The 21866-nt window shown below is 45.0% G+C and carries 17 protein-coding genes; 6 read left to right on the top strand and 11 right to left on the bottom strand.

What is annotated here, in order from left to right; translation table 11 throughout:
• Window positions 1-21 precede the first annotated feature (21 nt).
• From MKZ07_RS31910 to MKZ07_RS31900, 3 genes are all read left to right on the top strand, one after another.
• A complete protein-coding gene (locus tag MKZ07_RS31910; RefSeq protein ID WP_036697853.1) occupies window positions 22-477 on the top strand; it encodes a DinB family protein in 456 nt (151 codons plus the stop codon).
• A 38-nt stretch (window positions 478-515) separates the two neighbouring features.
• Window positions 516-968 (top strand): GNAT family N-acetyltransferase, encoded by a 453-nt coding sequence (locus MKZ07_RS31905; protein WP_036697831.1) that lies wholly within the window; start codon window positions 516-518, stop codon window positions 966-968.
• Window positions 969-1044: 76 nt separating this feature from the next.
• Window positions 1045-1974, top strand: a complete 930-nt coding sequence (locus MKZ07_RS31900) for a phosphotransferase enzyme family protein (RefSeq protein ID WP_036697829.1) — start codon at window positions 1045-1047, stop codon at window positions 1972-1974.
• 125 nt (window positions 1975-2099) lie between these two features.
• On the opposite strand, the gene MKZ07_RS31895 is transcribed toward MKZ07_RS31900, so the two are convergent.
• Window positions 2100-3239: a glycoside hydrolase family 88/105 protein gene (locus MKZ07_RS31895; protein WP_341029512.1), complete on the bottom strand. Its 1140-nt coding sequence runs from the start codon at window positions 3237-3239 to the stop codon at window positions 2100-2102.
• 17 nt (window positions 3240-3256) lie between these two features.
• A complete protein-coding gene (locus tag MKZ07_RS31890) occupies window positions 3257-6406 on the bottom strand; it encodes an alpha-mannosidase (protein WP_341029509.1) in 3150 nt (1049 codons plus the stop codon).
• Between the two features lie 183 nt (window positions 6407-6589).
• On the opposite strand from MKZ07_RS31890, the gene MKZ07_RS31885 reads away from it, so the two are divergent.
• The 3 genes from MKZ07_RS31885 (at window position 6590) to MKZ07_RS31875 (ending at window position 8383) form a co-directional block, all read left to right on the top strand.
• Entirely contained in the window at window positions 6590-7501 is a 912-nt protein-coding gene (locus MKZ07_RS31885) for a helix-turn-helix transcriptional regulator (RefSeq protein ID WP_036697826.1), read from the top strand.
• A 274-nt stretch (window positions 7502-7775) separates the two neighbouring features.
• Window positions 7776-8147 (top strand): AAA family ATPase, encoded by a 372-nt coding sequence (locus MKZ07_RS31880; RefSeq protein ID WP_327196391.1) that lies wholly within the window; start codon window positions 7776-7778, stop codon window positions 8145-8147.
• A gap of 38 nt (window positions 8148-8185) precedes the next feature.
• Window positions 8186-8383: a hypothetical protein gene (locus MKZ07_RS31875; protein WP_341029505.1), complete on the top strand. Its 198-nt coding sequence runs from the start codon at window positions 8186-8188 to the stop codon at window positions 8381-8383.
• A 570-nt stretch (window positions 8384-8953) separates the two neighbouring features.
• Here MKZ07_RS31875 and MKZ07_RS31870 read toward each other — a convergent pair.
• The 9 genes from MKZ07_RS31870 to MKZ07_RS31830 all read right to left on the bottom strand — a co-directional run bounded on the left by MKZ07_RS31870 (window position 8954) and on the right by MKZ07_RS31830 (window position 21628).
• Window positions 8954-10330: a lanthionine synthetase C family protein gene (locus MKZ07_RS31870; RefSeq protein ID WP_036697821.1), complete on the bottom strand. Its 1377-nt coding sequence runs from the start codon at window positions 10328-10330 to the stop codon at window positions 8954-8956.
• On the bottom strand, window positions 10327-12186 hold the full coding sequence (locus MKZ07_RS31865) for an ABC transporter ATP-binding protein (RefSeq protein WP_036697819.1): 1860 nt from the start codon (window positions 12184-12186) through the stop codon (window positions 10327-10329). The genes MKZ07_RS31870 and MKZ07_RS31865 overlap by 4 nt, the downstream gene beginning before the upstream one ends.
• Window positions 12176-15355, bottom strand: a complete 3180-nt coding sequence (locus MKZ07_RS31860) for a lantibiotic dehydratase (RefSeq protein ID WP_036697817.1) — start codon at window positions 15353-15355, stop codon at window positions 12176-12178. Before MKZ07_RS31860 ends, MKZ07_RS31865 begins: the two co-directional genes overlap by 11 nt.
• Before the next feature lie 45 nt (window positions 15356-15400).
• Window positions 15401-16171 (bottom strand): hypothetical protein, encoded by a 771-nt coding sequence (locus MKZ07_RS31855; protein WP_036697814.1) that lies wholly within the window; start codon window positions 16169-16171, stop codon window positions 15401-15403.
• 10 nt (window positions 16172-16181) lie between these two features.
• On the bottom strand, window positions 16182-16979 hold the full coding sequence (locus MKZ07_RS31850; protein WP_036697811.1) for an ABC transporter permease: 798 nt from the start codon (window positions 16977-16979) through the stop codon (window positions 16182-16184).
• Window positions 16976-17698: an ABC transporter ATP-binding protein gene (locus MKZ07_RS31845; RefSeq protein ID WP_036697807.1), complete on the bottom strand. Its 723-nt coding sequence runs from the start codon at window positions 17696-17698 to the stop codon at window positions 16976-16978. Before MKZ07_RS31845 ends, MKZ07_RS31850 begins: the two co-directional genes overlap by 4 nt.
• A gap of 95 nt (window positions 17699-17793) precedes the next feature.
• Window positions 17794-17970, bottom strand: a complete 177-nt coding sequence (locus tag MKZ07_RS31840) for a gallidermin/nisin family lantibiotic (RefSeq protein WP_341029497.1) — start codon at window positions 17968-17970, stop codon at window positions 17794-17796.
• A 70-nt stretch (window positions 17971-18040) separates the two neighbouring features.
• Window positions 18041-18217, bottom strand: coding sequence for a gallidermin/nisin family lantibiotic (locus tag MKZ07_RS31835; protein ID WP_341029497.1), 177 nt, complete (start codon window positions 18215-18217; stop codon window positions 18041-18043).
• A gap of 588 nt (window positions 18218-18805) precedes the next feature.
• Window positions 18806-21628: a glycoside hydrolase family 3 protein gene (locus MKZ07_RS31830; RefSeq protein WP_341029494.1), complete on the bottom strand. Its 2823-nt coding sequence runs from the start codon at window positions 21626-21628 to the stop codon at window positions 18806-18808.
• Window positions 21629-21866: the final 238 nt, after the last annotated feature.

Here is a 21866-nt window from a genome sequence, read left to right as displayed (position 1 = left end):
AATTCAAAAGGAGGAACTCAAATGAAGACAATTATGCGCATGATGGACCATCTGTACTGGGCGGATGGGCAGATCTTGGACGCGCTCGAAGCGAGTCATACGAAGGACGCGGAGCTTCTGAAGCTGGTGCGGCATGTGGCGGTGGCAGAGCAAGTCTGGCTGTCACGCTTGCAGGGCAAGAGCAGCATACAATATTGGCTATGGGAGGAAGCGGAAGACCTGACGGCGGTCCGGCGGCTGTTCGAAGCGAATGCAGAGCAATACCGCAGCTATGTGCAAGAGCTGGAAGAATCCGCGCTGGACAGGATGGTTGACTATACAACTCAGAGCGGAATTCCATTCCTGACCTCCGTCCGGGACATCCTGCTGCAGGTTCTTTTACACGGGCAGTATCACCGGGGGCAGATTAACCGTGCCCTCCGGATGGAAGGAGCAGAACCTGCCCCTGTTGATTACATCACATTCGTGAGGCTCTAACCCTACAACTGCTAATGAACAAGGAGCGAAGATAAGAAATGGAGATCAGAGCATTACATACGGGTGAACAAGCACCTACCGAATTGCTTGTATTGGCCGACCCTGCACCGAAGCTGGTTGAGGATTATGTAGCAAGAGGGCAATGCTTCGTTGCTGAAAAGGATAACCGTGTAATAGGTGTCTATGTATTGCTGCCTACCCGGCCGGAGACCGCCGAGTTGGTCAATATTGCAGTGAATGAGGCGTTCCAGAGCCAGGGAATCGGGAAGCAACTGGTGAATCACGCCATTCAGGAAGCCAGACGGCTCGGCTTCAAAACTTTGGAGATAGGCACAGGCAACTCCAGTATCGGCCAGCTTGCGTTGTATCAGAAATGCGGCTTCCGGATCACCGGGATCGACAAGGACTTTTTCATCAGACATTATAGTGAAGAAATCTATGAGAACGGGATGCAGGTGGTGGATATGATCCGCCTGTCTCAAGATCTGTAAGCCAGTTCAGGGCTGCGGAACAGCTTCACGAACGATAGCGCAGCTGCAGAAATTATCGCGGGAGGTAACGCATCTTATGCAAGCACAAATATTGCAATTTCTCAATAACACCTATCCTGTTCAACTCTCCAGTATGGAGGCCGTTACCAATGAAATGTACCGTTGCCACTCGGAAAAGGGGATCTTCTTCGCCCGAATTACGAATTATAAGACCTATGAAGAACAATTAGCTGAAGTGAACTGGACTACTTATCTGTTCAACCGGGGCGTACGGGTGCCAGAGGTTGTACCTAATGAACAGGATTTACTTATCAGCACCCTGCTGCTGGATGAAGAAGCGAAGTTCGTGGTCTTGTTCCGGGCGGCAGCCGGAATCCACCTGCCCCGGGCCAAATGGGACAAAACCATACTCAGAACCCTGGGACAGCAAATAGGCAGAATGCATCAGGTGAGCAAAGAATATCAGCAGACTGACGCTGCCCAGCCGATTCCGCATTGGTATGATAACGATGAATATGATTTTCTAAAGCATATTCCTGCCGAAGAGCGGGCCATACGGGATATTGCGAAGGATGTGCTCAAGCAGATCCGAATGCTGCCCAAAGATGAGGCGAACTACGGCTTAATCCACGGTGACCTGTGGCTGAACAATACCCTGGTGGACAGTGACTCTGCGCTGACGATGATTGATTTTCAGGATTGCGAGCGGCATTATTATGCCTACGATTTAGCTGTGCCAATCTATTCTGCGCTAGAGTACTCATTCGCGGGCGGACAGAACCTCATAGACTATAAGCGCGCGATAACTAAGGCAATCACGGACGGATATAAGGAAGAGCATCCCTTCTCCGCTGAGATGTCCAGAAAACTGCCGCTGTTTATGAGACTGAAAGAGCTGTTTGAGTACAACCTGATGCATATGTATTGGAACTTCGAGGAGCTTAGCGAGGAGCAGGTGCGGATTCTGAATTTGTACAGAAGCAAGATTGAGTTCATGCATACGTGAGGTGAGTGAAGTGTATGACTACATCAGCATCCATTCACGGTTTACGGTTTGCTATGCAAAAACAAGCGGCAGCCGAGGACGATTCGTCCTTGGCTGCCGCTTGTTTAATTCACAGACCTTCCGCCTCAGCAGTAATGCAGCGCTTCGCCCAACGCAACCAGCGCCATCGCCTGGCCATAGGCCATAGGGGCAATGATGATCCCTTTGTAGTCCTCCTTGGCTGCGCCGATCGGAGTACCGCCGGACACCCCGAGCACAGTGCCTTCACCGTCGATTCTGTCCAGAATGGCACGGATTGCCCGCAGAGCAGGTTCGCTATAGGCCTCCGGGAGCAGCCCCCGGCGCACACTGTTCAGAATACCGGCGGCAATCGCAGCCGAACCGGAGGTTTCGGTATAACTGCCAGAGTCATCCAGCAGGGTATGCCATAGTCCGTCCCCGCTCTGACATGCGAGCAAGGCTTCGGCCTGGGCCTGTAATGTCTGCTGGAGATAGCTGAAGACTCCGTCTTCCAGATAGGGTCGCATCAGCTCCAGATATTCCGGCAGGCCGAGGGCGAACCAGCCGTTACCGCGGCACCAGAAGGCTTCACTGAAGTTATGGCGCTCTTCAAAATGCCAGCCATGGAAGAAGAAGCCGGTTTTTTTGTCATACAGATATTTAATGTGCAGCAGCAACTGATGCAGTGAGGTCTCGCGCCACTGCGGGTTGTCGTACTTCACACCCATTTTGGCAGTGAACAGAATCGCCATGAACAACGTATCAATCCAGATCTCATTCTCATGGAGTGAGACCTCATGCTTCTGAGTCCCCGTAGTCACATGCTGATAGCCTTGCTCCAGCGTCCGGGGCAGGCCGTGCATTAGCCATTCTATCCATTCGAGACTCAGCTCTCCGGCCTCCTCCAGCTCCATCAGCGACAGGAGCGGCGCAGTCGTATTAATATTCCGGCTGGGTAGTCCCTTTGTAAGCTGCCGGGCCATCCACGGCTTGGTGTATTCCGCGTAACGGCCATCCCCGAAATGCCGGTCAAGCTTTTGCAGGCCGTACAGCCCCACTCCCTGCGGCCAATCCCACTCTTCCATCCCGAAGTCCCTGGCAAAATACCCCCGGCGCTCCGCATCCTCCCCCAGGTTCTGCAATTCAGCTTCATTATCCGGCCGGCCCAGCTTCAGCAGCTTATTCGTGACCAGCTCCAGCTTCTGCATAACCTCTTCCTTGCTCACACAGCTAACCGGCACCGCTTGCTTCTCTCCTGCTCCCATCCTGGCTTGCTCCCCTCTCAGCTCTGCGCCCCGCGCAGCTTGATTCTGAACGTTCTAATCTCATACGGCTTCACCTGGAAGCTCAGCTCCTCTTCTTCCTGCCAATCTCCCAGCGGCTCCTCCATCAGGTTGCACTCCTGCCAGGAGGCTATAGAGTAAGCGCTATCTACAGTAATCTGTGTCCGCGAACCGGCGTACTCATGCAGCCGTAGCACCACATCTTTACCATCCTCCGAGCGCTTGACCGCATCCACCGTCACATGTGCGCCGTCAACATAGAGCAGCGGGTTCCCTTCCAGCTCACCTGCCACACTGCGCAGCGGATGATTCAGCTCCCACGCCTCCTGGACCACCCCGCCTTCAACGAAATCACCGGTATGCGGATAGAGTGCATACGTAAAGGCATGATGCCCCTGATCCTGCTGCGGATCGGGATGAACCGCCGACTTCAGCAGCGTCAGCCGGAGCACGCTGTCCTTGATGTCATAGCCGTATTTGCAGTCGTTGAGCAGCGCTATCCCATAGCCCTTCTCGCTGACATCCGCCCACTGATGGCCCACCGTTTCGAAGCGGGCGTAATCCCAGCTCGTATTCCAGTGTGTAGGACGCTTCACGTTACCGAACTGAATGTCATAAGTAGCCTCCAGCGCATGAATATCCACCGGGAAGGCCACCTTCAGCAGCTGGTTATGCCCGTACCAGTCCATCTCTGTACGGAAGTCAATCCGCGCGGTATCCCGGTAGAAGATGATGTCCTGCGTTACCGCTGTGCGGTGATAGGTCCAGGTCATATGCAGCACCGCCCGCAGCGGGCCGTTCTCGGTCAGTTCACATCCGGTCAGCTGAGTGATCTCAGTCATCTTTTCCTGGTAGAAAATATCGATATCCCACGCTTCAAAATCCAGCGGCTTATCCTCGAATACCTGTAGTACATTCCCGCGCTGTCCTGGCGCCAGCAGCTCACGGCCGCTCTTCCGGTCGATCATTGAAGTGAAGTGGCCCTGCTCATTCCATACCACTTCCACTAGCGGTGTGCTCAGCCTGTTGCCGGATACAGCTGCAAGTGGCTGAATCTGCGCCTCTCCGGAGGCCTCGACTGCTTGTCCATGTACTACCTTCAGCACCGCCGTGCCCAGTGCAGGCACAGACGGAACGTAGACCAGCATTTCCCCGTCTGCCGTCCGCTGCTGCCATAGCCGGTTCCCGTCAGCGTCATGAACCTGTACGGAATCAGCGGCATCTATAGGAAGCAGCGCATAACGAGGACGGTTCCAGTTCGTGCTGTTCAGCAGAGTGAATGCTTGCAGCTCCGGCTTATTGCCGCTATTAGCATCAGCCACACCGTTAATCAGAGCCAGTGAGCGCGCCTCGCCTTCTGCATATTCAGCATCACTGTCCTCGTAGACCTCAGCGATCGACGAACCGGGGATGATGTCATGGAACTGGTTGCGCAGCAGAATCTCCCAGATCCCGGTCATTTCAGCCGCAGGATAAGCGGTTTCAAGATTCCCCTGTCTTACCCCCATCAGCGTGTGCAGCCACTCGGCATCGCGCAGCAGCAGCTCCAGGCGGCGGTTATATTTCTTATTGCGGGCTTGTGAGGTATACGTGCCCCGGTGGCATTCGAAATACAGCTCACCGTTCCAGGTGTGTACGAACGCCTCCGTCTTCCCGATCCGTTCATGCAGTCCGGTGAAATACTCTCCGGCACTGCCCATTTCAATCTTCGGAATACCCGGAAGCTTGTCGAAGCGCCGGCGAAGCTCCAGCATCTCCCGCGTCGGCCCGCCGCCTCCGTCACCCCAGCCATACGCAAACATCAGGTGATCGTTGATCTCCTTATCCTGATAGGAATTCCAGATTCCGCGCAGCAGTCCTGCCGTCATCCGTCCGTTATAGGTGTATTCAGCTCCATCCTTCTCAGAGGTCGTGATGAAATGCGTCAGCACCTCCGAGCCGTCCATCCCCCGCCACCAGAAGGTGTCATGCGGCATCCGGTTGAACTGGTTCCAGCTGATTTTGGTCGTCATGAACGTGTCGATACCTGATTTGCGCAGAATCTGAGGCAACACCCAGCTGTATCCGAAGACATCCGGCAGCCACAGGTACTTGCTCTCTACGCCGAATTGTTCACGGAGGTAGCGTTTGCCCAGCATAATCTGGCGGACCAGCGACTCACCGGACGGGATATTGCAATCCGACTCCAGCCACATCGCCCCTTCCGCTTCCCAGCGGCCTTCCTTCACCTTCTCGGTGATCCGCCCGAACAGCTCCGGATAATCCTGCTCTAGATATGCGTACAACTGAGGCTGCGTCTGCAGGAACTGGTACTCCGGGAACTCCTCCATCAGCCGCAGGACGGTGGAGAAGGAACGGGCTGTTTTTTCACGGGTATGCTTCAAGCGCCACAGCCAGGCAACATCAATATGGGTATGGCCCACAGCCGTAAGCGTTACGTCAAAAGTCTGCGGCATCGCCTCTATCGCCTGATTCAGACTGGCACCTGCCTGATACAGCGAAGCGGTATGCTCTGGTGAACCCGGCTCCGACCAGTCGATCAGACGGAAGGCTTCGTTCAGCGCTCTAAGCAGCCACTGCTTCTCCGGCTGGTCTCTGCCAAGGTAACGGAAGGTGTCAAGCGCCGCCTTCGACATATAGAACAGATCATCAATGCCCTCGTCCAGATAGCCGATGAATGCTTCGCTGAGCCGGTGCTCCTGAATTCTGGGCACTCCGCCGCCCTCAAGTCCCGACCACAGCCGGAAGGCCAGCTCTAGCGTCTGTCCGCCCCATTCATCCCCGAAGATTACCTCCCGATGGTTGTTATCTACGCCCTGATAAGGCGATCCGTTCACGAACAGCAGCGATTCGAAGCCGGAGTTATTGAAATCCCCTGTTTTGCCAAAATCAAATCGGCCGGCAATTTTGAACCCTGCCTGACTAGGCGGCAGTACAACCTCCGTGCGCAGCCAGATGTAACGGTCCCGCCCGCGCCAATGCTCCTGAAGTCTGATGATGCCATCAAAGGATACCGATTCCGGGTATACTCCGTTAGCCCCTTCCTCATCCTCAGCGAATGCGAACTCTGTAAGCTCCTGGACCTTAAGATATCTATACTTTTCCACTTCAGCCTGGCGTTTGATTAGCTTTTCTTCTGTGAATAACATTCCTATCACTCCCTGTATCCGCTTTCATATGGTCACTATAACAAACCTTCCACTCCAAAAACTACCCTACTCTTGCTGTATTCCGCTCTATTCATTGCATATTTTGCTTTTTTGGGCCTATAATATACAGGTGGAAACGGCTCAGGCTTCTTTAGTAAAACGCCAACGGTGAGGAGAGAGGCTATGCTCGACAGCGACCTGTTATACGAACAAGGATATAGTATACGTATCAATACTCCGGCTGATCCGCTCTTTTACTATTTTGACTACGATCAGCGCTCTCACGACATCAATATGGAGTTTCAGCACGATCATGACTTTTATGAGATTCATATTCTGCTGGATTCCAGCGCTACTCATATTATTGAAGGTAATATACATGCTCTGCAGCAATATGACATTGTTCTGCTTGCTCCGTACCGGCTGCATATGACCCAGTATCCCGCAGGTCCGCCGCATAAGCGGCTGATCATCAACTTCAACCTGCCCAGGAATATACCCGGACTTGAGATCGCTTACAATACAATGCTGCAGCCGTTCGCCGAGGAGGTTCCGATCTACCGGTTCACCGGAGGCCCGCGCAGCGCCGTGTTCGAGCCGCTCAATGCTATTTTCAACTGTTCCCGCAGCGCTTCACCGCTGAATCCTGTGCTGATTCACAGTCTGTTCCAGCAGTTCCTGTGCAGTCTGTCCCAGCAGAATGACAAGAATGCTTACGTGCTGGAGGAGATCGGCAATGCCATGATGCAAAAAATCTATTCAATCACCGCCCACATTCACAGCCATTACGGCAGTGAGCTGTCCTTGGATTTAATCTCCAAGGAGTTCTATATCAGCCCTTATTATTTATCGCACCAGTTCAGAACCGTCACCGGCTTCACCTTGACCGAATACATTCAGATGACCCGCGTCCGCAAAGCCCAGCAGCTCCTGCTCCACACCCGGCACAAGATCTCTGACATCGCCGGACAATGCGGCTTCAACAGCTTCTCCCAGTTCAACCGCATCTTCAATAAGCAGAGCGGCATGTCCCCTTCCGCGTTCCGCAAGGCGCAGGGGGCGTCTGGCGGGGCTTCGACTTTGAGTTCGTATTAATGGCTCGACGTGATGGGCTGTACGGTTGAAATCATTTATGACCCGGCAGACACCACCGAGCTGACAATTGAATACGAATGCCGAGCCCCGTGGCGGGTGAGTGAGATGGAAATCGGTCAGCTGGCGGGAACAAGGCCGGCGCTACCGGAACACCTGGGTGCTTCTTTGACAGACACCTCGAGACTGCTGGAGGCCGAAGAAACCCGACACCAGCGCCGGAAGGAACGGGAAGCACCGGCGGTGACGTACCGCCAGGTACAGAGGGAGGACTAAGATGTTTGAGTCCTTCAATGAGTTGCACCACGCACCGTTTTCCAGAGATCCTTGCCGTCACCGTGCTCTATGCGTCTGCGTCGCAGGGAGAAACGCTCGGGCGTCTGGCCTATATGTCGCGGAGCGTCAGTGTTTTGCCGTACTTACGGGTGACTGTGGGAACGGGAAAACGACCACGATCCGGCGGCTGAGCGAGGAACTGGATGAGGCTCGCTTTAAGCTGATCTACCTGTCGAATTCCAAACTAATCCCACGTCATTCTTACAAAGGGCTTCTGGAACAGCTTGGGTGTGAGTCGAAATTCTACCGGGGCGACGCCAAACGGCAACTGCACCGGGAGATTGAGCTGATGCGGAGGATTCACCGACTGTAGCCCGTGGGGGGGGGGGGGGGGGGGATGAAGCCCATTTATTGGACCGGGAGATGCTGGAGGAGCTGCACTTCCTGTTGAACATGAAAATGGATTCAAAGAGCCCCATGGCCTTGATTCTAGTTGCACAAAGTGAATTCTGGGACCGTCAGGGGCTGCAAGCGTACGCGGCGATCCGCCAGGGAATCGATATGCAGTGTTATCTTCCGCATATGGACCGAGCGGAACTGGGGGCCTAGATGAAGAGACATCTGAATGCAGCAGGTGCCGAACATGAGCTATTCACGGAAGCGCGATGGATGAAATCTACCGTGTTTCCAGTGGAGCCGCCCGGCTGGTGAACAAACTATGTACTCATGCCTTGATTTACGGAGCACAGAACAAGCACCGAATTGTTGACGACCATAAGGTCAAGCGTGTGATTCAGGGAGAATTGTTATGATTCTCCCTATTTTTCTCCCTTGCTGCGGACAGATTGACCGTCAATAGCAGAACAACTCATGCCGTCAACCTCTGGACATTAGGGGCTAGCAGTAACATTCCTGCTTCTTTTTCAATATTGTGAAAGTATTAATCACCTATTTTATAGGACGATAAAAATACCCGGATGATCTTTACGCCTTAATAAACTTTATTAGGATTTTAGAATATTAATAAACTGTAGAAAGAAGCTTCTGAACCGCCCAAAAGGACTTTCAGAAGCTTCTGTACTATCCATATCGGCAGCTGGACACTGTCGAACTCATTGAACAGCACTAATCGAGAAAGCTTAGCAGTGTTCAAATCTCAAAAATGTGGAAGACTGGAAATTAACAGTACATCAATACACTATCCCATTCAGGGCTCTCATCTGAAATCAATGATGCCAATACTAATGCAACTCCTGCATTTCCATTTAAAAAACCTGAATCATTAATTTTTTCGAGTTTGTCGTTTATTATATTTATTTCATAAAATCCAAATATAGATTCGGGTTCAAACATGTTTAATATACTGATTATAAGTTTATCTCTTATAGATTCGAGTCTCTTATCCTTTGTTTCTGAATATAACCGCTGAACTGACTGTAACAAACCTGCTATACCATGACATAATGTAGCTGATGCTAATCCCCCTAAATTTGTAATCCGTTTATCTATTTCAAGAAATGAATTCAAAGCCAATTCTGTCCATTTTTCGTCATTTGTTGCAGTACCAGCAAGCCAGAGTGCACGAGCAATACCTGGTACACCATAGCACCACGAATCTCTATTGAATTTCTGGTTCTCCATAGTTAATTTACCGCTTTGTGCCTCTTCAAAAGAAACTCTACCCGGCCAATAAGTCCCCACATCATTTTGAATTGTCCAGATAGATAGCCATTCTGATAACCTGCAGATATCTTTTAATACACTATCACTCCCCAACCCTTGCAATACTGATATACTCATTAAGCTCAATGGTCCTGAAATCCCATGGGATAATCCTAAGTTAAAATTACCATTTGGGTACTGTAATGTTTCATGTTTTTGAAACTGATTGGAAGCTGTAATATGCCATCTTGGTATTGCTAGATCTGCTATATCCTTTTCTCCACAAAAAAAATGGAGCAACTCCTCGATATCACTCCATATCTCCCTCATTTTTGGACGGTCTAAAAACATCAGCACTACCCGCGCTATGCCTGCTAACCCCGATATAGTATCATAATCACCCATTTGAATATCGCCTGAATTCCAACGTTCTTTAAGTGATCCAACACTTTCTGCAAACATGTCCTCATATAGACTAGCAAGTGTGTCCAACATCTGGGTATAACGTGTTCCGTTACGAGATAAAGCGCGAACTCCTACTAAAATACCAGCCAATCCATTATAAAGAGATAGATCATTAATGCCATTTTCTTGCATGTGTTTATTAAGAAGCACTAAGTATTCATGGCCTATAACATCCCAGTCCTCAGTTGGAAATAGCTGATCTAATTGGCCAAGAAGCAGACAAATTCCAGTAAGTCCACTTCCCAGACTAACTCCTGTCTTATACTCTACCTCAGTAACATTGCTGTTTTCTAATGTAGTAATCAAAGAAATCAATTTCTCTGGGTCTTTATATTTAATGATTATTTTACGCAGTACAATTAATATTTGTTCTCTTAGTTCTCCTTCAACAGGAATCCAGTTATGATCCCTTTTTTCTACAAATGTCATTTTTGAACACCTTCCTCTTTATCAGAAAAGGAACTGACTTGAATCCGGTACATCTCTGCATACATACCATTCCCCATCATCAATTCTAAATGAGATCCTTGCTCAATAATCTGGCCTTCCTCCATTACGATAATTTTTTGAGCTAAACGAGCAGACGTTATACGATGAGTTATGAAAATCCCAATTTTATCTTTCATAAGCTCCATAAATATTTCGAGCAACTCTTTTTCAGCAATAGGATCTAAAAACGAACTAGGTTCATCCAAAATATATATATCCGCATTTCGCATGAATGCTCTAGCAATGGCTATTCGCTGCCATTGCCCTCCAGATAATTGATATCCTTCTTCAAACCACTTCCCAAGCTGTGTATCTATTCCTTTTGGTAATTGCTTGATTAAAGTTTCAATTAAAACTTTTTGAGCAGCCGTCATTACTTTAATTTCATCATCCATTTCTTTCAGAGATCCAAACCCTATATTATGACGTGCTGACATTTCATATTGCATAAAATCCTGAAAAACCACCCCTATTCTTTCTTGAATTTGTTGCAAATCATACTCTTTTATATCGACACCGTTTATACTTATCCTCCCCCGATAATCTCCATATAATTGCATTAGCAGTTTTACTAATGAGGATTTACCCGATCCGTTTTTTCCAACAATAGCAATCGTTTCGCCTTTATTTAGTTTTAAATTGAAATTTTGTATTACATCATGAGACTTACCTGCATAGCGAAAATATATATTTTCCATAGAAATTGTATTTATTTCTTTTTCCAAATTTAGTCTTTGAGAAGAACTGTTTTTTTGTACATAGATGGGATCCGTAGTTGGTAACTCTAGAAATATCAGCATTTGCTCCATGTATAGATTGTTTTGTGAGAACCGTATTAAACCTTGTATAATCGAAGTCATTTGACTTTGTGTTAATGTTATAGCTTGTATGTATCCATACAGACTTCCCACTTGAATTCTATTCATGAAAGCTTCAAACAAGGCAATCCAAATTAGAACACATAAACTAATCAGTTCTAGAACATCATATAAAAAAACTATACCCACACGCTTAAACAGCATTTTTCGATCCGTTTGAAAAAACGATTTCAAAAAATTACGATATCTATCTAGTAAATAGGGAGCAAGCTGAAAAATCTTTACTTCTTTTACTGCTCTATCGTTCGTAAGTAAATACGTCAAATACCATGATCTTCTGATTAATGGTACCCGATCCATATGAATTTGAAATTGTTCACGATTAATTTTGAGAATTGAATAAATGGAGATTGTTGATGATATAACGATTATAATAATAATCCACCATTTCCACATTATAAGTATTATTGCTGAAGATATAAGAGTAATAATACTGGTAATAATACTGGTGATTTGATTGTACAATTCGTACGGCCTGTATGATGCTTCTTGAGTTGCCCTTTTTAATTGATCATTAATTTCAGAATTCTCATAATCTTCTAATCCTAGCTTAACTGACTTTTCGCATATTAATATGTTCATAGTATTAGAAAGTTGAGACTGGAGATTACCTTCGACATAAGTATTCAATCCGCTTATTAATACTTTAATAAAATACACAATGCTAAACATTAAAAAGCTATGTAATAACCATCCTTCCCCTCTATTCGAAACTGTAGAAATACCATTAAGTAGATTTTGAGTAACTAACAAAACAGCTACAGGTAAAAAACCTTGGACTATATTTATAATAATACTTGGCACCATATAATGTTTATTCAATTTAAAAATCAGCTTAAAAAGTCTTAATCCATTTAATATTGTTTTAATTAATGATTTTAATTCTCCCTGTTGATTATTTTTTTTTTCAGATTTCATATTTCTTCCTCCGATATTGCAACAAACTATTTATGGAGTGACGAGCCAAAATCATAACTTTCCGTTCTTTGGATCGGTCTGTTCCTAATAAGCGATTTAAATGCATGTGAACAACACTAAATATAATATCTTCTTTATCGTTCATTAATTGTTTGTCTTGTTCTTTTTCTAAAACTTTAGTGAAGTAATATTTAGTAATACCTTCTCTTTTGATAAAGGTTTGATAAAGAATTTGTTTTTCAGCATTGTCTCCCACTTTACTTACTTCAGAACTTTTTAATAAGGATGTTATTAAAGAACGATTCCCCCTAAACTCATCCAAATATTCTTTAAAATCATAATTCCGATTAAGAAGATCATGTATTTCATCTAAACTTAACCCAAACTGATTCAAGATTTCAATCACACTTATAACAGCAATAATTTCTATATCCGTCTGAATTTTCCGAACATTAATCATTTCTATTAGATCAGTAACAATTTCACTATCAGCAGAAAAAAGTTGTTCTACGGTATTCATTAATTCTATTCCACCATATCTCTCTACTTCAGGTTCGTAAGTATCTATGGTTACATTTGTAATTAACTTTTTGTTCAACAATTCACTTGTCCATGAATAGAAAAAGGTTAGAAAACTAGATAATGCAACTTGCTCCTGCAATTCAAACCGTGCACGAATATGTACATTAGGATCTAGAAAACGTATGAAATAAGCTTGGCTGATTAAGTTTTTACTTCTGCATTCTTTAATAAAATCATTCCAATATGATCCAATAAACTCATTTTGTCGGCTATTTAAGCCATACAACTTTACATATGTCCATCTACCACCAGGTAAATATACTCGATCTTTATTATCTATTTTCCATGTATTTATTTTTCTAAGTGCATCATCTCTTTCTTTTTTTGCATTATCAGCCTCTTTATTAGATTTAACGCGCACCAGAGGAAAAACAAATTCTGCAGCCAAGAAACCATCATCCCGCTTTATTAAAGGTTCAGCAAACCCACCAATATGCTCTGTTAAAATAACACGACCATTCTTTATCAATTCATTGTGTATCATTTCAATATGCAGCGGGTGATCTAGATCTACTAAAATACGATTATCTGTTTCTGTAATAAAAACATATCGTGGAACTTTCCATTCTTCTCTAAAATCACTAAAAAACCGTTTCATTTCGTCTTCTGAATTTTTTTTAATTTTCCAATGAATATTCCACGTCGCAGGACAAAGTACGGTTTTACTATATTTTAGTCTAGGCGTATATGGAGACTTAAACATAAAATCTAAGTTTAATCCCTGCCACATTTTATAGCCATCCATGCCAGCTTCAATTAAAAATCTATAAATATTAGGAGTTAACTGATGATTATACATATGTCCAGCTGTAGGGATAACTTCCTTATTGTTACTCTTGGATTTAATATAAAAATGATTATTCCTAACACCAACAACCAAATCAGATACAGCGATTTGCTTATTTTTTGGCACAGTATGATTAGTTCCAATTGCAATTTCATAATCTCGAAAATTGTCGGTTAGTAAAATATTAGACGATCTTCCATAAGAGGGAATGAACGAAACTTCCGCATGTAACTTCTCAGGATTCAATTCCCGCTCCAGCTTATCTATAAACATAAATTTATTTGCAGCAAAAGAAGGCTCAAATAAATCAATGAATCTACCAAATGTCTTCCCGGCCCCATATGAACCTGGGTTAGGTCCTAAAGTCATCGTATAATTCCCCTGATCCAGCTCATATTGATTTCTTGCATTAATCAAGAAATATAATTCAATTGATGGTATAAAATCACTTTCATTAAGTGGTTCATCTTCTAGAAGTTGCTGAATCATATTCTCTGTAAGTATAAGCTCACTTTGTCCTTTATTGAGACAAGAAATGAACCATTGGTATAATAACTGTGCCTTTTGGTTAAATTTCGAGCTTTTTTTCACACTTCTAGAACTAGGAGGGTAACTATATGTTGCAGGAGCACCTAAACCACTCTCTGGGTCTAACAATTCAAGGAGCGGTATTTCTCGATAAGGCCCATATTTCTCCAAGAACTCTTCACGGTATTCCTCCATATGTTGCAGCTCAATAGGAAATGATCGTGCAAGGAACTCAGCCACCTTTTCTACTTCCGCCCTAACATTCTGGTTAAGTGTAATTGCTCTATCCTCTAATGATAAATCAATTTGTAGTGTATTCTGTGTTTTCATAAGATTTTTCATTTCACCCTGTAATATCAGTAATTGTTCTTCTCCTTCACCAATAGATAGTTTATTGTACTCTTCTATATCCGTATAAATTTCATATAGTTTTGACTTTAAAGCATCTATTCCTGTTACTGGTGCTATTTTAGTTATAATATACTCCATAGGTGTAGTTATTGTTGAAGGAGGACGTAACTCCGTGAACAGAAACTCCTGGACAAATAATTCCCATACATACGATGATATAGTATCAATACTAGCGTCACTAAATTGATCTTTCACTCTGGTTAGGAGATTTGAATACAGAATGGGTTCCTCAGTCTCATTCATAATAAAATCAAACACAGCCGTTGATCGAACAGAAACACTATCGTTTTCACCCTTCAGTACATTTCCATAACGGATTTTGTAAGGGATACTTGCCCTGTCTCCCTGCTGAAGTATTAACTGATTTCGCCGTACATGCAACTGAGCAATTACACCTGACTGTCCCTCCACGAATTCAATTATTTTTAGTAACCACTCCATATCCGGTCTTGCCCTTTTGCGATACGTATTGAGACCCTTCATTCTTACTTCTGACTGTTCATTAAACATTCCATATGTAACACCCGAAAACAAACCGAATGGTGTTGGACGAGACATCATTCTTAGTAAAAAGCGCATAAATCCATTGAGAACTTGTTTTTTCTTGCGAGGGTTATCATCACTATATAAATAGGGTAAAGATTCCAGCATACTAGGACTAGACACTGCAATTGCTTCCCTAATTAATTTATTTTCGGAAAATGTAATAAGAAGATCAGTAGAAATTTTCCTCAAATCTTGTTCATTAGTGAAATTCTCAGGAAATAACTCAGTATACTCATTAATAGATAAAACAGGAGTTCTAACCATAAAAAAATCTAACGATTTATAAAGAGTTCCTCTAATGTTAGTATCCGTCATATTCTCTTTCCTCTCAATCACTTGAATTAAATGATTTCTTAAACATTAAACCATTGTTCTCTGCCACTTAAAAAAGCTAATCAGCGTACAAAATACAATAATCCCTAACGTGGAAATCCAAAATTGTGTGTAGACCTCTCCTCTGAGAGCAAGTAATATTTTCTGAAACGGATCAAATAATATAACTAGAGAATTGGAAATTTTAGAATATAAAAGAAACGAAAGCACAAAAATTGTTATATAAGCAAAAAGTGGTCTCGTAACAAATAAACAAATTGCACTACAAAACATTAATTTAGCTATGCTCACTAGTGCAAACAAGGCATAGAAATTAAAGTTAAACATAATTGCCTTAGTTACGCTAACTGGTTCATTAGATCCATATAAAGTTACTACATTAGATTTGGGAAAAAAAATCCACGAAGTTGCCATAGCAAAAATGTATGTAAACCCGATTAATATTATAGTTGTTGCAGCCAATGCCAAAAGCTTGCTTAGTAAGATTTGAACCCGAGAAAACGGGCGCAGCATATATAATCGATAAGCTCCAGAATGAATATCACCACTTAAGTGATTTACATAAATTACAGGTAACACAACTACTGTAAGCACAAGAGATATTCCATCCATCATATACCAAGGCATATTAAGATTATTGAACTCGATCCTTCCACCACCAAATCTAAGGTTTCCCGATCCGTTTAACATAGCTCCCCAAGTATTAGCAGCTAATAAAAGTATGAAAATCAAATATAAAATAAGCATCGACTTACTTTTCCATACTCGTTCCATTTCGCTGATCCAGATCCCAAACATATATACCCCCCTAGTACAAATAGTCATCTACTACAAATCGACGGTATGCTGTCCATACGAAAATAACCATATACGATATTAAGATTAAAGCCATCGGCAAAATAGAATGTAAGTTTCTCTCATTCAGTAATGAGTAGAGGCCTGTATGTTGCATATAGGGAATTAAAACATAGGCTACCAATTCATGCATGAATGATCCACTCACAAAAAGGTTCGCAAAATGTAAATATATCCCATCAAATAACAATGACATAAGAACATAACCTACAGTTATGCCTAACATGAATGTTGTATTTTTACTTATAAGTGATATATATGAAAAAAAGCATGAAATCGCCATCAAAGTTAGATATGCTAAAAAATAATACTGGACGATAAATCCTAAATCAACTATTAAAGAAATTTGTTTTTCTCCGTCATGAGGAAATTGAAATAGGCCTATAACGCTTAAAGAAATGCCCATAACCACTAATAAAGCTATTATAATAATATTAATAACCAAAAGTTTACTAAAAAAAATTTTAGCCCGTGAATACTGACGCAAAAACATTAATCTTAACTGACCTCCACGATATTCCTCTGTATAAACAGCAGCAACAATAGCAGCAACCGCTATATTACAAGGCAAAAATAAGTTTTCCCTTAAGCCTGCGATCACAAATACACTAGTGGATACTATGTCAGTTGGATAAAAACTTTGAATATATCCTTTTGTTAAATAAGCAAGTAGAGGTACACAAACGAATAAACACCATATCAACTTATTTTTTGACAGTCGTTCCAGTTCACAAAATATTAGTTTACTCATTGCACTAACTCCATAAAAGCATCTTCAAGTCTTTGTCCATCCTTGACAATATTTTCCGTTAACCCCTTCCAAATAATTGATCCTTCACGAATAACAATAAGTTCATCGCACAATTGTTGTAATTCGTCAAGCAAATGGCTCGAAATAAAAAAGGCTAAATTTTCAGTCTCCCGCAATTTAAATATAATATCTCTCAGTTCTCTCATTCCTATGGGATCAAGTCCATTTGAAGGCTCATCAAGTAACAACAGTTTCGGCCCACCTAGCATGGATTGAGCAATTCCAAGTCTTTGCTTCATCCCTAAAGAGTATGTTCGTACTTTATCCTCTCCTCTTTTTTCTAGACCGACTGTTGTTAGCAACTTTTCGATTTGTTCTTCTCTTTGAGATGATTTTATAGTTGGATGTAAACGGGATAAATTACGCAATACCTGCCTCCCCGTCATATATTCAAAAAATATTGGCGACTCTATAATACCGCCCACTCTAGAAATTGCCTGTTGACGTTGCGTCTGAACATTGTATGAATCAATGCGTACCTCTCCGCTTGTCGGTTTAATCAATCCGGTCATGATACGCATCAGTGTCGTTTTCCCTGCTCCATTAGGTCCTATAAATCCATATATTTTCCCTTCTTCTAATTGAAAAGATGTTTCGTCAATAATCACTCGCTTTCCAATAGTCTTGGTAATCTGGTTTACTTCCAATATATTAGCCACCGCCGTACCTCACTTTCCAATTTAAACATAGAAGAAGGGATCATATTGATCCCTCTCCTTACATTACTTTTTAGTATTATTGTAAAGTTTTAAATTCAACAAAGAGTGCCAATATTAGAGAAACACTTTCCGCCAGTTGGAACACAGTTTGCTGCAGTTTGTCCCGTACCACAGCCACTAGTACACCATACTATACTTGTAACATTTGGCTGTACAGAAGAAACTGTAGTCTTATTAACTTGCACATCCAGATCAAATAAGTTGTTTTTCATATCAACCATCCTTTCTCTAATATAAGCTCTTCACAAAATATGTAACAATAATATTGCTTTGTTAATTCAATTAACAAAGAGTACCAATATTAGAGAAACACTTTCCACCAGTTGGAACACAATTTGCTGCAGTTTGTCCCGTACCACAGCCACTAGTACACCATACTATACTTGTAACATTTGGCTGTACAGAAGAAACTGTAGTCTTATTAACTTGCACATCCAGATCAAATAAGTTGTTTTTCATATTAACCCCTCCTCTCTTTTTCAGGAATAAAATATAACCAAATGTAATAATATACATTCATTACCTTGGCATAAACCATAATAACACACCATATATTGTATATCAAATAAATTACATATAAGTAAAAAAACAATATCATTGATTACTATATATAATATAGTTACAAGGGAAAAAATGTATAATCTATGAATTTTTCGTTCTATATTTTCCATACTATCCTTTGATATTCAAAATTATTATAAAAAAATAGTAATCTAAAAAAAGACTTCTAACGGGCGTTTCCTCTCCCCCTTCTCTTTCGAGGCTTTATAACAACGCCGCAAGATTCACTTGACATTACAGGCTGGTATTTTATTCGTCGCTCTCTGACAAGCACTTTGTCGACTCGCTTTTAGTACCACTTTTGCTATACACACAAGAATCCTAGCTACGTGGGGTCTTAGTCCCTTGATCGACTGGAACTTCACCGGCTAGATGATGCGTGCTTAACTAGGCACGCTAAATTCATAAAAAAGCTTCCGGACCGCCCTAAGGGCCATCCAGAAGCTTTTTTCACATCTATACAAGGGTCCCGCTACGCAAGAACACCTACACTGTAAACTGAATGCGGCTGAGCAGAATCTCACCCTGCAAGACAAGATACACATCTGTAGTTCCAGCATCCACATCTGCTATAGTGGACTGGCTGTGCCACTGTTGAACGCCGCCTGACGGAATGGCAAGTGTAGCCGCCAGCTTGCCGGACGGGCTGCCGATCCGGACTTCAACCACGCCTCCTTGGACAGAGGATACCAGCATTTCGACACCTGCTGCACCCTCTGCAAACCGGACATTATGGAACGCGATCCACGCCCCGCCCTTCACCGGATGTACCGCAGCGCCGCCAGCCTTACATTCATCGAGGAAGACGCTATCGTAATCATCGTAATTCTCAGCCTTAACCCGCGCATACAGATCACGCGGCGGAACAGCCTCGCCATGCACCCTGATGGTGGCTGCCAGCCGGATATCTCCTGAGGAGCGGCCTACCATTAGCTGGTATTCCCCATCCTCCACACAGTACTGTTCGCGGCTGACGTCCCAGAAGGAGAGTTCAGCGGCGGGTAAGGTAAAGGTGACCGTCTGCTTGTGTCCGGCAGCCAGCCGGATTTTGACGAACCTCTTCAGCTGCTTAAGCGGCCGCTTGATCCGGGTGGACAAGCACTGGACATACAACTGGACGACCTCGTCACCGTCAACGCTGCCGCTGTTCTCAAGCTCTACGGTCAGATTGATATTACCGTCCTGCTGTATTTCCTCCGCTGCCAGCGACAGGTTGTTATAGTTCACCTGTGCATAGCTCAGCCCATGACCGAATGGATAGAGCGGCTCACCGTCGAAGTACATGTAGGTTCTTTTGCCTTTGATAATATCGTAGTCCATGAATTCAGGCAGTTGGCTGACGCTGCGGTACCAGGTCATATTCAGTTTGCCGGACGGGCTGTAATCGCCGAACAGGACATCTGCAACGGCATGGCCCAGCTCCTGCCCGCTATGCGAAGTGTACAGCACGGCTGGAATATGCTCGTCGATCCAGGTGGAGGAAATCGGATAGCTGCCGACGATCACCACAACGGTGTTCGGGTTGGCGGCATAGACGGCCTTGACCAGATTCTCCTGTTCTGCAGGCAGTACAATATCCGGCCGGTCAATCTCCTCCTTGCCGTTCAAGAGCGGATGGTTACCGACGAATACGACGGCAACCTCAGCGGCCCGCGCCGCTTCAACGGCTGCTTCTACGCCATCCACTACCAGTTGCTTATGGAATATCGGTGCTTCGGAAGAGGGCTCCTCTTCCGAGACGCGGAGGGTTCCGTCTTCGGCACTGATTGCAACCGGCTGATCATTCCAGGTACGCAAACTGACAGCGCCTTCGCCTTCCTGAACCAGGTTCAGCGATCCCTTCACATACCAGCCATAGATTTCATCCGCAGAAGCAGTCAGTGTACCAGCATCTGTCAAGGTAACATATTGTCCCCGGCTGGCAGATTCAAGGGTATGAGCGGTCCAGCCCCATGCCGTATGGCGGAACATCTCCCCGCGTTCCGGCAGATCATGCAGCACCGCTAGCCGTCCGTCCTCTCCCGTAAACCCCACGGCTTGTCCGCTGGCAGCGGAGGTCAGTATGATCCGGTCATCCCCGCTCTCGAAGGTGACCTGCTTGCCTGACAACTTCTTCGTGATTCCCTGCAAAGGGGTCACCGCATAGGGCAGCGTGCCGGAATACCAGTCTCTGAACGCTTCGTCCCCCAGCGGGCCGATTACAGCCACCTTGGACAACGAGGCTGCATTCAGCGGAAGGGCAGCGTTGTCATTCTTCAGCAGCACGATGGATTCCTTTGCGGCTTCGAGCGACAGCTCGCCATGCGCTTTGCTGAGAATAGCCGAGTCGTCGATCTTCGTATACGGATTGCCTTCCTCCGGGTCGAACTCACCGAGCCGGAAGCGGACGCGGAAGGTGTTCGCCAGCGCGCGGTCCAGGTCCGCCTCGGTCAGCAGCCCTTCACGGAGCGCCTCGTGAATAACCTTAATGGTCTCCTCCGTCTCTTCGGTCACACTGTCAATGCCATTCTTAATAGATTCCGCCATGGACTGGGCGAAGGAATCATAATACTTATGGTCCTTCACAATGCCGAACAGGTCTCCGGCATCGCTGACAATGAAGCCGTCCATCTCCCATTCGCCCTTCACAATCTCCATTACCGCCGGATGGAGGATAACCGGCACACCGTTCACGGAGTTGTAGGCGGTCATCATGGATTGTGCACCGCCTTCCTTGAAGGCAGGCTTGAAGGCTTCCAGGTAATATTCGCGCATATTGCGCGGGTCAATGCTGGACGAAGCCACGCCTCGGTCAATCTCATTATTGTTCCCGAGGAAATGCTTCAGGGTCGCTACCGCTTTCAGATACACCGGATGATCGCCCTGAATTCCCTGGACAAGCGCTGTACTCAGCCGGCCTGTCAGCTCGGGGTCTTCCCCGTAGGCCTCCTCTGTTCTCCCCCAGCGCGGGTCCCGTTCCATATCCACAGTCGGTGCCCACAGAGTCAAGCCGTTAATAGTAGGGTTCTTGCGGTAAAAGGCCCTGGCCTCATCCCCGATTGCCGAACCGATTCTCTGCAGCAGCGCCGGGTTCCAGGTACAGGCAAGCCCGCTGGGCTGCGGGTACGAGGTGGCTTTGCCCAGCCAGGAGATCCCGTGCGCACCCTCCGTACCATGCTTGTAACCGCCTACACCCAGCCGTTCAATGGCTGCCTGATATTGCGGCATCTGACTAACCTTCTCCGCAAGCGTCAGCCGGGAGAGCAGATCCTGAACACGTTCATCTAATGGCAATTCAATTTGTCTAAACGGATATGCAGCAGCGTCCATATGTAATCTCTCCTTCATTTTTTCATGATAACGGTTTCATCTCCAGCCAAGCCCGGCGTCCTCTTGCCTCCGCACAGCCCGGCTGTCCTATCCTCCTCCATCTTAGATGATTCTCCCTGACAGTAACACCTGAACAATTGGCCCAAAAATCCGTTCATTATTAGGGATTACGTAATGTATAGATGCTAATCAGACACATCCTATGCTATTGACGTTATACTATAATTAAATCAAAGAG

The sequence above is a fragment of the Paenibacillus sp. FSL P4-0338 genome, assembly GCF_038002365.1.
Classification (GTDB): domain Bacteria; phylum Bacillota; class Bacilli; order Paenibacillales; family Paenibacillaceae; genus Paenibacillus_AQ.
Note: the sequence above shows the minus strand (reverse complement) of the source record. Positions and strands in the feature narration are given on the sequence as shown.